Annotated in this window: 14 protein-coding genes; 9 read left to right on the top strand and 5 right to left on the bottom strand. The window is 51.2% G+C overall.

Annotation, left to right across the window (positions count from 1 at the left end):
- Nucleotides 1-164: 164 nt before the first annotated feature.
- From BLD48_RS08410 to BLD48_RS08445, 8 genes are all read left to right on the top strand, one after another.
- A complete protein-coding gene (locus tag BLD48_RS08410) occupies nt 165-1,559 on the top strand; it encodes a hypothetical protein (protein ID WP_071499817.1) in 1,395 nt (464 codons plus the stop codon).
- 205 nt (nt 1,560-1,764) lie between these two features.
- Nucleotides 1,765-4,482, top strand: a complete 2,718-nt coding sequence (locus BLD48_RS08415) for a bifunctional 2',3'-cyclic-nucleotide 2'-phosphodiesterase/3'-nucleotidase (protein WP_071499818.1) — start codon at nt 1,765-1,767, stop codon at nt 4,480-4,482.
- Nucleotides 4,483-4,566: 84 nt separating this feature from the next.
- Entirely contained in the window at nt 4,567-5,082 is a 516-nt protein-coding gene (locus BLD48_RS08420; protein WP_071499819.1) for a GrpB family protein, read from the top strand.
- Entirely contained in the window at nt 5,075-5,521 is a 447-nt protein-coding gene (locus tag BLD48_RS08425; protein ID WP_071499820.1) for a DinB family protein, read from the top strand. The genes BLD48_RS08420 and BLD48_RS08425 overlap by 8 nt, the downstream gene beginning before the upstream one ends.
- Before the next feature lie 12 nt (nt 5,522-5,533).
- Nucleotides 5,534-6,403, top strand: a complete 870-nt coding sequence (locus BLD48_RS08430) for an alpha/beta fold hydrolase (protein WP_071499821.1) — start codon at nt 5,534-5,536, stop codon at nt 6,401-6,403.
- Between the two features lie 191 nt (nt 6,404-6,594).
- Nucleotides 6,595-7,719: a GTP-binding protein gene (locus tag BLD48_RS08435; protein ID WP_071499822.1), complete on the top strand. Its 1,125-nt coding sequence runs from the start codon at nt 6,595-6,597 to the stop codon at nt 7,717-7,719.
- A 103-nt stretch (nt 7,720-7,822) separates the two neighbouring features.
- Nucleotides 7,823-9,346 carry a cardiolipin synthase gene (locus BLD48_RS08440; protein ID WP_071499823.1) on the top strand — a complete coding sequence of 508 codons (1,524 nt, stop codon included), beginning with the start codon at nt 7,823-7,825 and terminating at the stop codon, nt 9,344-9,346.
- Between the two features lie 157 nt (nt 9,347-9,503).
- A complete protein-coding gene (locus tag BLD48_RS08445) occupies nt 9,504-11,879 on the top strand; it encodes a glycoside hydrolase family 31 protein (RefSeq protein WP_071499824.1) in 2,376 nt (791 codons plus the stop codon).
- Between the two features lie 42 nt (nt 11,880-11,921).
- Here the strand turns inward: BLD48_RS08445 and BLD48_RS08450 are convergent, their stop codons facing one another.
- Together BLD48_RS08450 and BLD48_RS08455 are read right to left on the bottom strand one after the other, a co-directional pair.
- Nucleotides 11,922-12,503, bottom strand: coding sequence for a DUF1643 domain-containing protein (locus tag BLD48_RS08450; protein WP_071499825.1), 582 nt, complete (start codon nt 12,501-12,503; stop codon nt 11,922-11,924).
- Between the two features lie 14 nt (nt 12,504-12,517).
- Nucleotides 12,518-13,201 carry a lytic transglycosylase domain-containing protein gene (locus BLD48_RS08455; RefSeq protein ID WP_071499826.1) on the bottom strand — a complete coding sequence of 228 codons (684 nt, stop codon included), beginning with the start codon at nt 13,199-13,201 and terminating at the stop codon, nt 12,518-12,520.
- Nucleotides 13,202-13,555: 354 nt separating this feature from the next.
- Here BLD48_RS08455 and BLD48_RS08460 point away from each other — a divergent pair, with 354 nt between their 5' ends.
- Entirely contained in the window at nt 13,556-13,978 is a 423-nt protein-coding gene (locus BLD48_RS08460; RefSeq protein ID WP_071499827.1) for a hypothetical protein, read from the top strand.
- 152 nt (nt 13,979-14,130) lie between these two features.
- Here BLD48_RS08460 and BLD48_RS08465 read toward each other — a convergent pair whose 3' ends face one another.
- The 3 genes from BLD48_RS08465 to BLD48_RS08475 form a co-directional block, all read right to left on the bottom strand.
- Complete coding sequence (locus BLD48_RS08465; protein ID WP_071499828.1) at nt 14,131-15,030, bottom strand: hypothetical protein; 900 nt, start codon at nt 15,028-15,030, stop codon at nt 14,131-14,133.
- A 98-nt stretch (nt 15,031-15,128) separates the two neighbouring features.
- Nucleotides 15,129-15,335: a DUF2922 family protein gene (locus BLD48_RS08470; RefSeq protein ID WP_071499829.1), complete on the bottom strand. Its 207-nt coding sequence runs from the start codon at nt 15,333-15,335 to the stop codon at nt 15,129-15,131.
- 28 nt (nt 15,336-15,363) lie between these two features.
- The gene (locus BLD48_RS08475; protein WP_026829726.1) at nt 15,364-15,591 is read right to left on the bottom strand and encodes a DUF1659 domain-containing protein; all 228 of its coding nucleotides are present in this window, start codon (nt 15,589-15,591) and stop codon (nt 15,364-15,366) included.
- Nucleotides 15,592-15,654 lie beyond the last annotated feature (63 nt).

The raw sequence follows: 15,654 nt of genomic DNA on the forward strand, positions 1-15,654 counted from the left end.
ACGTCGTTCCTCCTCATGAAAGCAAAATCCCTCTTCCATACAAATTTGGTTATAATTAGAGTATATCGTACAAAAATGACCAGAAGTCATTGAAATTAGGCGGTTAGTGTTTCTGAATGGGATAGAACAGGAATAGTCAAACAGAGTAAAAGGAGGGATTTAGGATGGAGCAACGACAAGAGCGGCGCAAAAGGCGCTTCTCAATTATGGATCTCGTGTTCGGGATAGGACTTGGTCTGATTTTCTTTGCCGTGTTATATGGTCTGATGACATTCGTGACCGGACAAATCGAGTCCTCAAGCGATTATCAGTCACTCGTGAAGCAAATGCAGGATGCGGGTGTCACCTGGGGCAGTAATGACGTGACGGTCACACTGATGTTGCTGTTCATCGGCGGACTCGACGTGACGATGCCGGGTGCCGTCCGGGAAGCGATCATCAACCAAGTACTCGGAGCAAGTTCGGCCGGAGATGTCCTGTCGATCTTTGGGATTGATTTGAATCAAGTCTTGTCACCGCTGACCTTCGACGTGACATATGGTTCCCTTTTGCTGTCTGTATTCGGTATCGTATTTGTTTTTATTCTCTTTTTAATGATGCGGATCAAAGCCAACCGGCTCGGCTGGACAGTCCGGTCCGTCAGTTTTTTAGTGACGGCTTGGATCGGTTGGTTCATGCTCGTTCAGCGCAGTGACTCGATTTCCTTTTTATCGTTCCAGGACGGTGTGTTGACACAAGGGTTGCTTGCGCTCGGCATCGTGATCGGTTTAAGTTATTTGGCACTGTATCCGCAAGGGTTGTCCGGTTTATCGGCAGCAGCCCGTGGCAGCTTGCTCGTCTTAATGTTCGCGAGTTGCCTCCAACTGTATCTCGTCGTCACAGATGAAACGCAGTATGACGGGGATTCGGCACTTCGGACGGCCTTGACCGTCGCGAGTCTGGATGCCGGCAGCGGCGGTATGTACGACTTGTTGCACGGGGGGCAGATTGCCTACAAAGCGAATGTGCTCGGTGCGGACGTTGATGTCCCGGTGACGATGCTGAACGGTGAAACCTCGACCGGTCAATTAAATCAATCGATTGAAGATGTTTTGGCAGAAGTCGACACGGATCGGGTGACAGAACAACTGTTGACGATTCTCGGCGGTGAACGGCCCGATTTATCGGATACCCGGTTGAATCTTGAACCAATTGACTATGGTATCGCCCGCCAGACGATTCAAGCGCTTGATGCCGAATCAGCAGGAGTCACGCCGGAGCCAGTCAACTCAGAAAGTGCGTACTGGATCTTGATTCTGATTCCGTTTATTCTGTATTTACTCGTAAGTATCCGGGCGTTCAAGACGATTATCGATCCAATCGTTTTCGCCGTCCTCGTCGGCGTGACGAGTTTCCTCGTTGCTCAAGCGACGACGGCAGACTTTACGGTCGCTTGGCGCAATGAAGCGCTGTTGCAGTTTTCACAGCAACCGGCAGGACTGACGCCGCTCTATGCCGCCGGGATGGCATTGATTGCCGGATTGATCGGATTTGTCATCAAACGAAAACCAACTGTATAACCAATGACGCCGGTCGACCTGAGAGGGAAGGCCGGCGTTTTTTGATTTAACATGTAAAGGCTGTTTGAAGATTATTAAGCCAGTATTTGGAATTAGTTAAGCAGGTTAAATAAGACGGATGTCCGACCTATTCAAAGTCGCTATAAGCTACAATGAAAGCGTGTTAAATTAGTTGAGCAGTCATTTATACTTAGGGGGAAATCAGATGAAACAAGTCACGAAAATCGTCATTGCCAGCACGTTGATCGCACCGATGCTTGCGCCCGTCATTCAAGTCAAGACACTCGCCGCCGATAACAGCGTCGTCAAACTTCGTTTTTTAGAGACCACTGATTTACATACAAACTCGATGAACTACGATTACTTCAAGGATGCGCAAGATGAGACGATTGGTCTTGTCAAAGCTGCGACCGTCATCAAACAGGAACAAAACGTCGTCGGGGAATCGAACAGCTTCCTGTTTGATAACGGCGATACGCTTCAAGGGACACCGTTTGGTGACTACGTCAAAAATCAGTACGACAAAGGCAACAAAGGCAAACATCCGATGTATGAGCTGATGGAATACCTCGGTTATGACGCTGTCACCCTCGGGAATCACGAGTTCAACTTCGGGCTCGACTTCTTGAAATCAGCGATGAAAGCATCAAGCGGCGAAATCAAATTCGTCAACTCGAATGTCCTCGATGCTGTTACGAAAAAACCGATCGTTTCCGAGTTCAACACGGACGGGAAGGATTATCAAATCATCGAACGTCAAGTCAAAGACCAAAACGGTCAGATGAAGACGGTCAAAGTCGGTGTCTTCGGGGTCGTCACACCACAAATCATGGCGTGGGATGCCGGCAACCTGACAGGGAAAGTGACAGCGGAAGATATCGTTCCGGTCGCTAAAGCAACGGCGAAAAAATTAAAAGACGCCGGTGCAGACGTCGTCGTCGCACTTGCCCATACAGGAATCGGGGATACAGCGGATCAAAAAGACGGCGATGAAAACGTCGGGTACGCGTTGACAAAAATCGCCGACATCGATGTCTTGATGACCGGTCACCAGCACGGGAAGTTCCCGGATGCGAAATCTTCCTTTAACGGTTTACCGAATGTCGATGCTGCAAACGGTCTCATCAACGGTAAACCGGTCGTCATGGCCAACACGCAAGGAAAAAATGTTGGCGTCATCGATCTTCAATTAAAACAAGACGGCGACAAATGGGTCGTCGATACATCGGCTGCGAAACTGGCGGACGTCACAAAAGATACGACGGCAGACGCCGGAGCCGTCAAGTTGATTGAAAAGGCGCATGAAGGAACACTCGCTTACATCCGCCAACAAGTCGGAACGATCAACGATGACATCCAAAGCTTCTTTGCTCTCGTTCAAGATGACGATTCCGTCCAGTTCGTCACGAACGCTCAAAAGTGGTACGTCGAGAAACAATTAAAAGAAAATGCGGATCTCGCGCAATATAAAGATTTACCGCTCCTGTCTGCCGGCGCACCGTTCAAGACAGGTGGCCGCAATCAAGTCAACGCGTCAGACTATACGTTGATCAAAAAAGGACCGATCGCCTTAAAGAACGTCGCCGATCTGTACGTCTATCCAAACACGCTCGAAGTCGTCAAAGTCAAAGGATCTGACGTGAAGAACTGGCTCGAGATGTCAGCTGGTCAATTCAATGAAGTGACGGATGCAAAAACAGACTTGTTGAACAAAGAGTTCCGCAGCTATAACTTCGATATTTTGGACGGTTTGACATACGATATCGACATCACGAAACCAGCGAAGTATGACTTCAACGGTGTTGTCGTCAAGGAAGATGCGAATCGTGTCCAAAACATCAAGTATCAAGGCAAGGAAATCACGGACGAGCAAGAGTTCCTCGTCGCAACGAACAACTATCGTGCCGGCAGCGCAAGCTTCCCGGGTCTCGGCGGCGGAAAAAACATCGTCTACAAATCCGCTTACGAAACACGGAACGTCATCTCGGACTTCATCAAAGCGAAACAGCCGGTTGATTATCAAGCGGACAACAACTGGTCACTCGTCGCCAGTAAACCGATCACGGTTGACTTTGATTCTGCCGAAGCAGCAGCGGACTATACGAAACGGTATGAAGGCATCACGAATACAGGTGTCAAACGCGTTGGTGAGACAGGCACGTTCCTTAAATTTAAGCTCGACGTTCCGATGAAAGACTTTAACGTCAGCGTCAGTGCCGTCAAACCGGGCGCAAAACTTGTGACGGGAACAGCGGTCGCAGGAGCAAAAGTCACGGTCAAAAACGGAACGACGGTTCTTGGAACGGCAACGGCAGACGAAACGGGTAAGTACTCTGTCACGGTCCGTCCGGTCAAACTCCGTGACAAACTGACGGTCGTCTCGGAACTCGGCTTCATGAAAAAAGAAACGACAGTTACGGTCGGGACAGGTGTCGTCGCGACACCAGCTATCGACAAGAAATCAGCCGTCTACGGTTCGACGGTCGTGACAGGAAAAGCGACGGAAGGGCTTGATGTCACGCTTTATAAAGGGTCGACGAAAATCGCAAAAGCGAAGACGACGGCAAGCGGGTTCAAGATTCCGGTCAAAAATGGTTTGATGACGGGCACATACACAGTCAAGTCGACGGATATCTCAAACAAGATCACGAAAAAAGCGTCGTTCACGATCAAAAACACCTATCCGGTCAAAGCCTGGACGGGTAAAAAGACCTTGACGGGGAAAGTTGAAAAACGTCAAATCGTCCGTCTGTTCGAAAAAACAAGCAACGGCTACAAATTGATTGCGCAGGACGTTGCGGACAACCACGGAAACTACGTCTTGAAGATGCGGACAGGTCTTGCGACAGGTTCATACAAGATGAACATCTATACAGCATCTGATCGTCTCGATCAGTCACGTTACTTCATCACGAAAAAATAATGCAGTAAAACGACTTCTCACGTGAGGAGTCGTTTTTATTTTGTCAACAAAACTGGCATACTACATACGAGGGGAGAGGATACCATGAGACAAGTCATCGTCACACCATATCAAGCGTCTTGGTCAGACGCATTTGAACAGGAAGCCACGCGGCTCAGAACGGTTTTCGGGGAACGTTTGCTTGCGGTGCACCATATCGGCAGCACGTCGGTCCCGGGACTGTCGGCAAAACCGATTCTGGATATCCTGCCGGTCGTTGATATGCTGGACGGTATCGAAGCATTTGACGCAGCGATGGAAACGATCGGCTACGAAGCGAAAGGTGAGTTCGGTATGCCGGGACGCCGGTATTACCGTAAGGGCGGCGACGACCGGACGCACCATATTCATCTCTATGCGAGCGGGAATCCGGAAATTACCCGCCACGTCGTCTTTCGCGATTACTTACGGGAACATCCGGATGAAGTCCAGGCTTATAGTGAGATCAAGGAACAACTGGCGAATCAGTACCCAGCGGACATTAGTGCGTATATTGCCGGGAAGGATACGTTCGTCAAAGCGATGGAACAACGGGCGATTGTGTGGTCGGATCATGGATGAGTGGAAAAACGCGTTACGGCGCCATGTCGCTGTTGGTGTCCGGACGACCAGTGAACTGATTCGGCTGATTCAGCCGGGTGACTGGGACAAGCGCCCGATTCCCGGCAAGCGGTCAGTCTATGAAGTGGCCGTCCACCTTGCCGTCTTGCTCGAAGCCGATTTACGGATCGCAACGGGAGTGACGGCGGCTGAGATGGCGGACTTCTATGCCGTCCCGGTGCCGGTCGACCAAATCGTAGACCGGTTGGACCAGTCGTTTCAGTATTATGAACAGCGGTTGCTGACCGGTTTTACGACCCGACCGACCTACTGGGGTGTCGCGGACGATTCGACGGGTTGGCTGATGGAAGCAGCCGTCCATTTGTATCACCATCGGTCACAATTATTTGATTATCTGAATGTACTTGGTTATGAGTTTGATCTGGCATTATTTGAATAGGGGGAAGTCGTAATGGAACGAATTGTGGATACAGCGGACGGGCGGTTTGACACCCGCCTGACCGGAACAGGGAACGTAACGTTCATCCTCGATCACGGGATGATGTCGAGTCATCATCAATGGGGCTGGCTCCGCGGTGAATTATTAAAACAAGGACGGGTCTTTGAATACTCGCGGCTGGGCTACGGCAAATCGACCCGCGGGAAAAACAAACGGTTGTTTACCCAACAAGTGGACGAGCTGGAACGGGTCCTTGACCTGCTTGATATTCGCGGACCGTTCGTCTTGATCGGTCATTCGCTTGGTGCCTATATTTCACTTGAGCTCGGTCGCCGCCGACCGGACGAGACGGCAGGCATCGTCTTGCTTGATCCGTCGCATCCGGAGGTCGATGCCGAACTGCCGAACTGGTACGAACGGACACAGGAAGAATGGAACCGTTTTTTGTATGTCTTAAGTCATGTCCGACCGATCGCCTGGCTGATCCCGGACGATCTTGGTGCGCGGATGTTCACGAGCTTGCCGGAAGCGGACCGTGTGCCGATGTGGCGCAACATGGCACGGAAAAATCATTGGCGCGGGACGCTTGACGAGTGGCAGGCGGTCGAAGCGAACAATCAACACGTCTTACAGCTCGTCAGCCATGTCACGCCACCCGTACTCGTGTTATCAGCTTCCGACTGGGCGGGCGGGATGCCGGAAAACTGGCTGCATCCGGAGCTAACGAAACGGATCAATGCGGCCCATCAACGGTTTGCGGAGAGTCTGCCGGACGCAACCTTCCATGTGATCCCGAACACGAATCATTATACGATTGCTGGGTTCTCGCAGGAAGCGGCGGAAAAGATCGTCCGTTTGATCAGGACATCGTTTTTTGAGTGAGAGTCGTAAATCATTAGATAGCTAAACGTGTCACTTCATGCTCTTTCTGTCCTGGTGCCAAAGACCGGGACGGGGAGGGTATTTTTGCATGACTTTGAGTAGCTAGATGAAAAATCAGTTGACAGTCTAAATCGGAACGATTACTATTTAAAACGTAATCATTACGATTTGACTAAAAAGGAGATTTGAATATGCATCCGATTCCCATCACCGTTCTGTCCGGTTATCTCGGCTCCGGCAAGACGACGTTATTGAACCATTTATTGAACAATCGGCAAGGGCGTAAGCTCGCCATTATCGTCAACGATATGAGTGAGGTCAACATCGATGCGACGTTGATCGAACAAGGTGGTTTTTCGCGGACGGAAGAATCATTCGTGACGTTGTCAAACGGATGTATCTGCTGTACGTTACGCGACGATCTATTACTTGAAGTGCGACGGCTCGTCGACCAAGGCAATATCGACGGCATCGTCATCGAATCGAGCGGCATCTCCGAGCCGATTCCCGTCGCCCAGACCTTTACATACATCGATGAAGACAGTTTGATTGATTTGACGGAAACGACGAAAATCAATGCGATGGTGACGGTCATCGACGGCTACCGGTTCTTGAAGGATTTTGAATCCGGTGAATCGTTGATTGAACGGCAGCAGGCAGTTGACGAGACGGACGTCCGTGAAGTCGTGGATCTCCTCGTCGATCAGGTCGAGTTTGCCGACATCATTCTCTTGAACAAGATTGATCGCCTGACAGATGAAGAAAAACACGAGGTGATCGGATACTTGAAGGCGCTGAATCCGATCGCAAAACTGATTGAGACGACGCATGCTCAGGTCGATCCGGCTGAGATTTTGGATGTCGATCTGTTTGATTTCGAACAGGCGGCAGCAAGCGCCGGTTGGATTCGCGAGCTGAATGCCGAGGAACATGTTCCGCAAACGGAAGAGTACGGGATCAGTTCGTTCGTCTACAAGCGGGATCTCCCATTTCATCCCGAACGGTTGCTGGCCTTGATTGAGGCGTGGCCGGAAGAAGTTGTCCGCGCCAAAGGATTTTTGTATCTCGCGACGCGTCCGGAAATCGCGCTGTTGTTCAATCAAGCAGGATATGCGTCGAACATGGAATATGCCGGACGTTTTGAGAGTGTCAACGATCGCCGGACGGAACTGGTCTTGATTGGCATCGGCTTTGATCAACAAACACTCGAAGCACAGTTTGATGCCTGTCTCGTCCGAGCAGATGAAAACGACTGGTCGTCACTCCGGGATCCGATTCCGGGGCGCGAGATGTACGAGATGAATTTTTCAAAATAGGTCAACTTTTCAAGAAATCACATCCGTGGTTTCTTTTTTTGCTATATTTTTAAAGGAGACAGGGAATGAAAAGAATAGAGTACGTTGCAGAGGAGGAAGTCTAGTGCGCAATCGGCTTTTACAGTTCGCGCTCGTGTTTTTAGTCGCAGGTGGAATCATTTGGGGGCTATATCAATTAGGCTACCTGTTTTATGTCTTGACGATTTCCGCGACCGTCGTCCCGCTCGCGGTCATCATGATCATCTTCATTGAGAACCGGACGGCCGAGTCGACGATCGCTTGGTTTTTAGTATTGGTTTTCCTGCCGATCCTCGGTGTCATCATCTGGATGATGTTTGGACGCAATCCGCGTCGCCGTCGGCGGAATCGCCGGTCACATGACGAACGGATGTTACTGAAACAGGCGATTCGTCCTGTTCGGTCACTTGCCGTCAGTGAGTTGCCACCGAATCATTTGAAGCTTGCCAATACGATCCGGAACTTTGGCGGCGGAGGGGTCGACGTCCATACGGCGAGTCAAATCTTGACGAACGGGAGTGAGACGTTCCCGGAAATTCTCCGGGCGATTCGTTCTGCCGAACACCATGTCCATATCCAGTACTATATTTATCGAAGCGACGAGACTGGTCAAGCGATTCGTGATGCCTTGATCGAACGGCTCGAAGCAGGGGTCGAGGTCCGGTTCATGTTCGACGGTCTCGGCAGCTATATGCTCGGGGAGGGATTTTTGAAGCCGCTCCGGGAAGCCGGGGCGAAGATTGCCGCCTATGACCCGATTTCAAGTCCGTTGTTCATCTTTACGGCCAACTTCCGGAATCACCGGAAAATTGTCGTCGTTGACGGGAAGGTCGGATTCACGGGAGGGCTTAATGTCGGCGATGAATACGACGGCAAAAGTAAGAAGTTCGGTTTTTGGCGCGATACGCATCTCCGGCTTGAAGGACGGGCCGTCAAGGAATTACAGGCAACGTTCCTCGATGATTGGCTGTATGCCCATCTAGAGGGCAGTGACACATGGGAAACGTTCGCTGATGATGAAGCGATTCAACACTATTTCCCGAAACATGACGTCGAATCAGACGGCGCAGTTCAGGTCGTGACGAGTGGGCCGACATCAAAAGATCCGGCAATCCGTAACGCTCTGATCGCCGCCATCATCTCAGCCCAACGCTCGATCTGGATTTCGACCCCGTACTTGATTCCGGATAATGAGACGATGACGTTGCTTCGTCTTGCAGCGCGGGCGGGACTCGACGTCCGGATTTTGACTCCCGGAAAAGGGGACAGCTTTACATCCTACTATGGGACGCGGTCGTACTTCGGTCCGTTGCTGAGTGACGGTGTCAAGATCTATACGTACAACCGTCATTTCGTCCATGCGAAGTTATTTTTAGTCGACGGGAAGATTGCTGTCGTCGGAACGGCGAACATGGATATCCGGAGTTTCGTCTTGAACTATGAATTGATGGCATTCATGTACGATTCGGAGAGTGCGGCACGGCTCGAACGTGATTTCATCGATGATTTTGAAGTCTCGATTCAGTTGTCGTCCGCCGATTATGTCAAGCGACCGATGCGGTTCCGGATCTTCGAATCGTTCTCGCGTCTGATTTCACCACTACTCTAAAACGAGTACCGCATCGCCTCTGATTTCTAGGAGCGGTGCGTTTTTTGATTAGCTGTCACTTGAAACGGGAACAACAAGTTTTATACACTAGTAGTGTAATCGGTTGCACATTCATTTTTGGAAGGAAGTGACAAGGACGTTCGCGTCCTGATCCCGTATGCGCACAATTGACGAATCCCATTTCTATACCCGAGACATGAAACCATTGGCACGACCAGAAGCAATCGTCCAAGGCGACACGTATCGCTTCACCGTCTTAACAAGTCGTCTCATCCGACTCGAGTACGCAGCGGACGGGCGATTCGAGGATCGACCGACTCAAACTGTCTGGAACCGTGATTTCCCGGTTCCGTCGTACCGGATCGTCGAGGACGAAACCGACTTGCAAATCATCACGGAACACGTCCACCTGCACTATACGAAAGGTCCGTTTGCGTCGAACACGTTATACATCGACGTCCTTGGAAACTTCAGTACGTACTACAGCCGCTACACGTACGGCGGACCACTGCGGACCTTAAAAGGAACCGCACGGACGCTTGACCATGCCGACGGGGAGATTCCGCTCGAAGAAGGAATCATCTCTCGACAAGGATACGCGGCAATCGATGACTCGGCGTCGTTCATCCTGACGGAAGATCATTTTGTCGAACCGCGTCAGGAAGGCGCACAAGACATCTACTACTTTGGCTATGGACATGACTATAAACAAGCCTTAAAAGATTTTTATCGTCTGACCGGTCCGACCCCGATGTTGCCACGGCAAGTGCTCGGGAACTGGTGGAGCCGGTACTGGCGGTACAATGAAAAAGAATATAAGGATTTAATGACCCGCTTCAAAGCGGAAGACGTCCCGTTTTCGGTCAGTGTCATCGACATGGACTGGCACGTGACGGACATTCCGGAGAAATACGGCAGTGGCTGGACCGGGTATACGTGGAACCGTGATCTGTTCCCGGATCCAAAAGGGTTCCTGCAGTGGCTGAAAGCGGACGACCGGATGGTGACGCTCAACCTGCACCCGGCGGACGGAGTCCGTGGTTTTGAAGAGTCTTATGAAGCGATGGCTGTTGCGTTGGGCGTCGACCCGGATACGGAAGACCGGATTCCGTTTGACTTCTCGGACCGCGACTTCATCGAACATTACTTCACGAAACTCCATCACCCGCATGAAGCGGACGGCGTCGACTTCTGGTGGATCGACTGGCAGCAGGGGGCGAACTCGAAGATGAAGGGGCTCGATCCACTCTGGATGCTCAATCATTACCATGCGCTTGACATCGCCCGTGACGGCAACCGTCCGTTGATTTTCTCGCGGTATGCCGGACCCGGCAGTCACCGTTACCCGGTCGGTTTCTCAGGCGATACGTTGATTTCGTGGGCATCACTCAAGTTCCAACCGTACTTCACGGCGACGGCATCAAACATCGGTTACGGCTGGTGGAGTCATGATATCGGTGGACACCAGCGTGGGGAAAAGGACGATGAACTGTCGACCCGCTGGTTACAGTACGGCGTCTTCAGCCCGATCATGCGTCTGCACAGTACGATGAGTATCTTTAACGGGAAAGAACCGTGGCGGTATTCGGTCGAATCGGAACAAGTGATGAAGAAGTATTTACGACTTCGTCATCAGCTCGTCCCGTACGTCTATACGATGAATGCCCGGAACCACTTTGACGGTCTCCCACTTGTTTCCCCAATGTATTACGAACATCCGGAAGACGAACTCGCCTACGCGGTGCCGAACCAGTATTACTTCGGGACGGAACTGATGGTCACACCAATCGTCGAACCGATGAATCCGAAGCTGCACGTCGCGGCGACGACGGCTTGGTTACCGGACGGCGAATGGTTTGATTTCTTCACCGGTCACCGCTACTCGGGCGGCAAACAGATGCGTCTGTTCCGTAAACTCGAAGATCAAGGGGTTCTTGCGAAGGCTGGGGCGATCGTCCCACTTGGTCAACACCTCGAACATTCAAATGCGCTCCACAATCCGGAGCATCTCGAATTGCTTGTCTTCCCGGGCGCATCGAACCGCTTCACGTTATTTGAGGATGACAACGTCGGTGTCGCACACCGGGACGGGGAAAACGTCGAAACGGCATTCGAACTCGACTGGGCAGCGCGGACGTTGACGATCGCGACGCCATTCGGAAAACGGGAACTATTGCCGGAAAAACGTGAGGTGACGTTGATTCTTCGCGGAGTCAATGAAGGGCATGTCTTGCGCAACGGGGAAGTTTTACCGAGCCGTTACGACCATCAGACTCAATCATTGTCGGTCGAACTCGGAGAGGTCGGGGAGACACAAGTTTTGTCGCTTCAGGTCGACATGTCGACGAACGACAACCGGATGGAACGGTTGTATACGTTCCTCGATCAGGCCGAGATCGGCTATGATTTGAAGGACCGCTTGTACCGGTTGTTATCGCAACGACTGGAACCGGTCAACTTGATGCACCAGCTGCAGGCGCTTGATCTTGAAAAGGATCTCGTTGATTGTCTGCTTGAAATCATGCTGTTCTAACGAACAATCCCCCTGCGACGTTTGACGTCAGAGGGGGATTGTTTATTTGCGTTTTAATTTTTTGGCTTTCAGTTTCATGTCCTGATAGGTGATCATCGGACTGTCGTCGACCGTCAGCCGTAAATGATTCGGTTCACCTTTCGTGGTGATACCGGAACAATACAGAATATCCGCGTATTGATCAAACAGATTCTCATAGGCGGGCAAGTGGTGCATCAAGCGGCCGGGGGAACCCCAGCCGCATAAGACGACTCCGTTCTTTTCCTTGACCTGGCGTAACGTCTGCTCGACGAACTCATAGTTGACTTCGTCGAAACTCGCCTGGGCAAAGGGTAAATCCTCGCTGACGAGCAGGTCCGGTATCAGGCTGATGATGTCGTATTGCTGGACGGGTCCTTCGACGTATTTCTTCATCAAGTTATAGGCGCGCTGCGTCGTCGTCCCGGATAAAAAGGCGTCCGTCGTCCGCGGCGTATAGATTAGGGCAGCGACGTGCGTGCCGTCCTCGATGTCGTCAAAGATATAGCTGCGTAAATACCGTTTCGTTTTAGCTTCGTCAAACGTCGTCTGGACGCGGATCGACGATTCCTCAATCGTCAATGTCGAACGATCGGGTTGTGTCATGGTGGTGCCTCCTTTTAGTTGGTCAAACGTAAGCTGATGCGAAGGAGTTGCGCGAGTATCTCTTTCTTGAAATCGAGATCGTTCGCATCAATCGGCTCGATTTGTTGTTGATAGGCATCGTATTGGTTGAGGACGTCGCTGACATACTGTTCACTGCGATTGTATTCAAACAGGGCAGATTCAAGCGTGCCTCGGTCGGAGCGTGTCGTGACGTCATGCTGATTGAGGTACTTCGCTGCCGTATGAGCGCTGTCCGTCAAATCAGTTGGATCGGCTTTACCGTCTCCGCTCGCGTCAACGCCAAGACCACCGTATTGTTTGATGGCGTCCGGATCCGTCAGATCAATCCCGTCGTGCTCGATGTCGCCAAGTGACGTGCCGCCTTCATAGCCCCATCCGACCCACGTTTTCGGCATGAACTGGAATGGACCGATGGCGCCGACGGAAGACTGCATGGCGGACGATTTCGAGAAGATCGTCTCGACGCGGTGAATTGCGGCAAGCAACTTCCAATCGACCTCGTACCGGTCACCGGCTTGTTCGTAGATGTCGATGTTCTCGGCTGGGACACCGGATTGTCCATAATAGGTGCGGTACAGTTCATTTTGGACACGTTCCCGGTTTTGCCAGTAGATGATGCTACTACCGATGAGGACGATCAGTACGAACAAGATGCTCAATCGAAAAACTTTTCGCATATTGTTCTCTCCTCTTTCTGTGATTCCACTGAATGGTATCACATTTCGCTAGTGGCTAATAGTATTTTTGTGAAGTCCGCTCTCGGGCAACGGTGAGAGCGTTCACATCCTGGACCGACTTTTTCATGTCGTGTTCAAAAAGGCGACACAAATCCGGAGAGTGGGGTTCAAGACGTGTGCCACTAGGAAAAAAGTTGTTAATTACTGACATCGTCAAACCGGCGGAAATTTGGTAGACTGAACGTCAGATGAAGTCATCGTTCATTTTTAAGAAATTGACGGTTGCAGGAACTGTTGACGAGCTTGTAAAATGAAGAGGTAAACGCTTACACATCAAAGGAGATGGACGAAACCATGCGAACGATCACTTCCACTGGCGAACGAAAGAAAACAAGTTGGACTCTAAATATCGGGAGTCAACCGAAGTTGATGATGGATGGACTGACGGAGAAGGAAACAGATCACGAACAACGGATCATCTTCGATCACTTTTACATTCCGACGACGGCTACACTGATTTTTCGGTTCAAGGAGCGTTTCCCGAACCATCCCTGTGACAATGGATATGATGTGTATGGAGCAGCAGCTTTTGACGAGCAGGTCGTCGAATTGATCTCGAACTGGTTCATTGAACTCGTGACGGTCTTGACCGCGATTCAGCGTACAAAAGGAATTCAACATTTCCTGATTAAAGGTGGCGTCGCCAAACGGACGGATTTCCTTCCGACCGTACGCCGGACGTGCCGGGCACTGGAATCAACGATTGATATCACGTAATACGTCGGACCGACGGGCAAATGCCCGTCGGTCTTTTTTAATGTTCCTCAAAAAAACCGCCCCGGTCTATCTGAAAAAACAGACGGACGGAACGGTTGGTAAAAAATGTTGTATGAATGAACGAGGAGAAAGGTTCGTCCTAGTCGAAAGACTTACATAGGTGTAGAAAAGTTGGTTTCAGTCGCCCGGCACGCGCGCAGTAACGCATCTTTAAAGAACCGGTCTTCTTGTGACGCCAAAAGACGTGTCGCTTCTTCGTCGCCACGGAGGGACTTGCCGAGCATTTGGATGACTTTGACCCAGCGCCGGACATGATCGAGCTGAGGGCGCCCCATCGCGACATAAACCGTGAACCAATCGTTTTGGTCGCGACGAATCATCCGTTGGAAAAGCGACTTTGCGAGGTCGACTTCTTCCGTCGAGGGGAGGACGTTCGTCTCGAAATAGTGCCGTAGCGCGGCGATGGCCGTGACATAGGCTTCTTTTACGTCGGCGGACGGCTGATGTTTGCCGTAGTCGGATGTCGACAAGTGAATCAAGGCGGGTTTCTTTTCGATTCCCGTCACCCAAGCCGACAGTTTTTTACTGCTCTTGACTGCTTGACGATTGGCGACCGGAAGTTTTGCCGTCACTTGACCGACTTTTCCGATGACGTTGACCTTCCCGTTTCGTTCCTGGACTTCGGTCACGGTCATCTCGACGGTGTCACCCATTTCAAAGGGAATCGCTTTTGGTTGAAGTTTTTCACCCGCCGTCAACGGAGCCCGTTTACGGATCATCCGTAACGCTTCTTGCTCCATCCGGTCGTCAAGGGACCAGAGGTGTTCCGGTGGGACGTTGCGGAAGCGACGCCGGCGCACTTTGATGTATTGATCGAGAGCATCGGCTGCCTGTTCCCGGGTCATCTCGCCGGAAGCGACCGGTCCGATGATGTCGCGCAGTGTGATCGATTCGAGTCGTTCCATGATTCCTTCGAACGGAATCAGCTCCATCACGTAGAGGCTGCTGACGACAAGTTCACATTCGCGGGGCGTAAGAGGGCGTTTGGCCATAAATTGACTTCCTTTCCAGTTGCTTGATGATTCTAGTATACCAAAAAAAAGTCACCACCACCTCTACGGGTGATGATGACGGAAGAACTTTTCGTTCATTAGATGACGTAAGCCGTTTCGGAACTGTTTTGGAGCTCGGCTTGGCTCAACTTGACGAGCCCGTCATGAAACGGATCGTGGTCGACCATCAACTGAGCAAGCGCCTTGATCTCATCGACCGACGTTTCCGGTTTGGCACCGGCGAGACGCAAGCGATACGGTTTTTTCAGCATCGTCTCGAATGTCAAAACAATTGTGTGTTCCATCGAATTCCTCCTTTAGTGAGTGGGTGTGTTAGGCATTAAGTAAGGCAAAGTCACGGCTGATTTCCGTGTGCGTGTACGCGCCAGCGAGCAGTTTCCCGATGGCTTGGCCAATCGAAGCGACAGCTTGTGGATCCAAGTCAGCGCGCAGTCCGTTGAAGCGACGGCGGGCGATGACGGCATCTCCGTTTGGTGTGACCTTGTCGTTTCGTTCGAAGACGACGACTAAACTCGTTTTGATTTCTTCTGCCTGTGTCATGTGTATCACCTCCTTCGCCCTTATTGACAGGACGAAAGGACAAATTGTTCGGAAAGGGTGAAT

The sequence above is a fragment of the Exiguobacterium sp. KRL4 genome, assembly GCF_001870785.1.
GTDB lineage: Bacteria > Bacillota > Bacilli > Exiguobacteriales > Exiguobacteriaceae > Exiguobacterium_A.

Excerpts from the sequence above, each read along its gene's own strand:
- BLD48_RS08410 (WP_071499817.1), top strand. The coding sequence starts at position 165 with ATGGAGCAACGACAAGAGCGGCGCAAAAGGCGCTTCTCAATTATGGAT.
- BLD48_RS08415 (WP_071499818.1), top strand. The coding sequence starts at position 1,765 with ATGAAACAAGTCACGAAAATCGTCATTGCCAGCACGTTGATCGCACCG.
- BLD48_RS08420 (WP_071499819.1), top strand. The coding sequence starts at position 4,567 with ATGAGACAAGTCATCGTCACACCATATCAAGCGTCTTGGTCAGACGCA.
- BLD48_RS08425 (WP_071499820.1), top strand. The coding sequence starts at position 5,075 with ATGGATGAGTGGAAAAACGCGTTACGGCGCCATGTCGCTGTTGGTGTC.
- BLD48_RS08430 (WP_071499821.1), top strand. The coding sequence starts at position 5,534 with ATGGAACGAATTGTGGATACAGCGGACGGGCGGTTTGACACCCGCCTG.
- BLD48_RS08435 (WP_071499822.1), top strand. The coding sequence starts at position 6,595 with ATGCATCCGATTCCCATCACCGTTCTGTCCGGTTATCTCGGCTCCGGC.
- BLD48_RS08445 (WP_071499824.1), top strand. The coding sequence starts at position 9,504 with ATGCGCACAATTGACGAATCCCATTTCTATACCCGAGACATGAAACCA.
- BLD48_RS08450 (WP_071499825.1), bottom strand. The coding sequence starts at position 12,503 with ATGACACAACCCGATCGTTCGACATTGACGATTGAGGAATCGTCGATC.
- BLD48_RS08455 (WP_071499826.1), bottom strand. The coding sequence starts at position 13,201 with ATGCGAAAAGTTTTTCGATTGAGCATCTTGTTCGTACTGATCGTCCTC.
- BLD48_RS08460 (WP_071499827.1), top strand. The coding sequence starts at position 13,556 with ATGCGAACGATCACTTCCACTGGCGAACGAAAGAAAACAAGTTGGACT.
- BLD48_RS08465 (WP_071499828.1), bottom strand. The coding sequence starts at position 15,030 with ATGGCCAAACGCCCTCTTACGCCCCGCGAATGTGAACTTGTCGTCAGC.
- BLD48_RS08470 (WP_071499829.1), bottom strand. The coding sequence starts at position 15,335 with ATGGAACACACAATTGTTTTGACATTCGAGACGATGCTGAAAAAACCG.
- BLD48_RS08475 (WP_026829726.1), bottom strand. The coding sequence starts at position 15,591 with ATGACACAGGCAGAAGAAATCAAAACGAGTTTAGTCGTCGTCTTCGAA.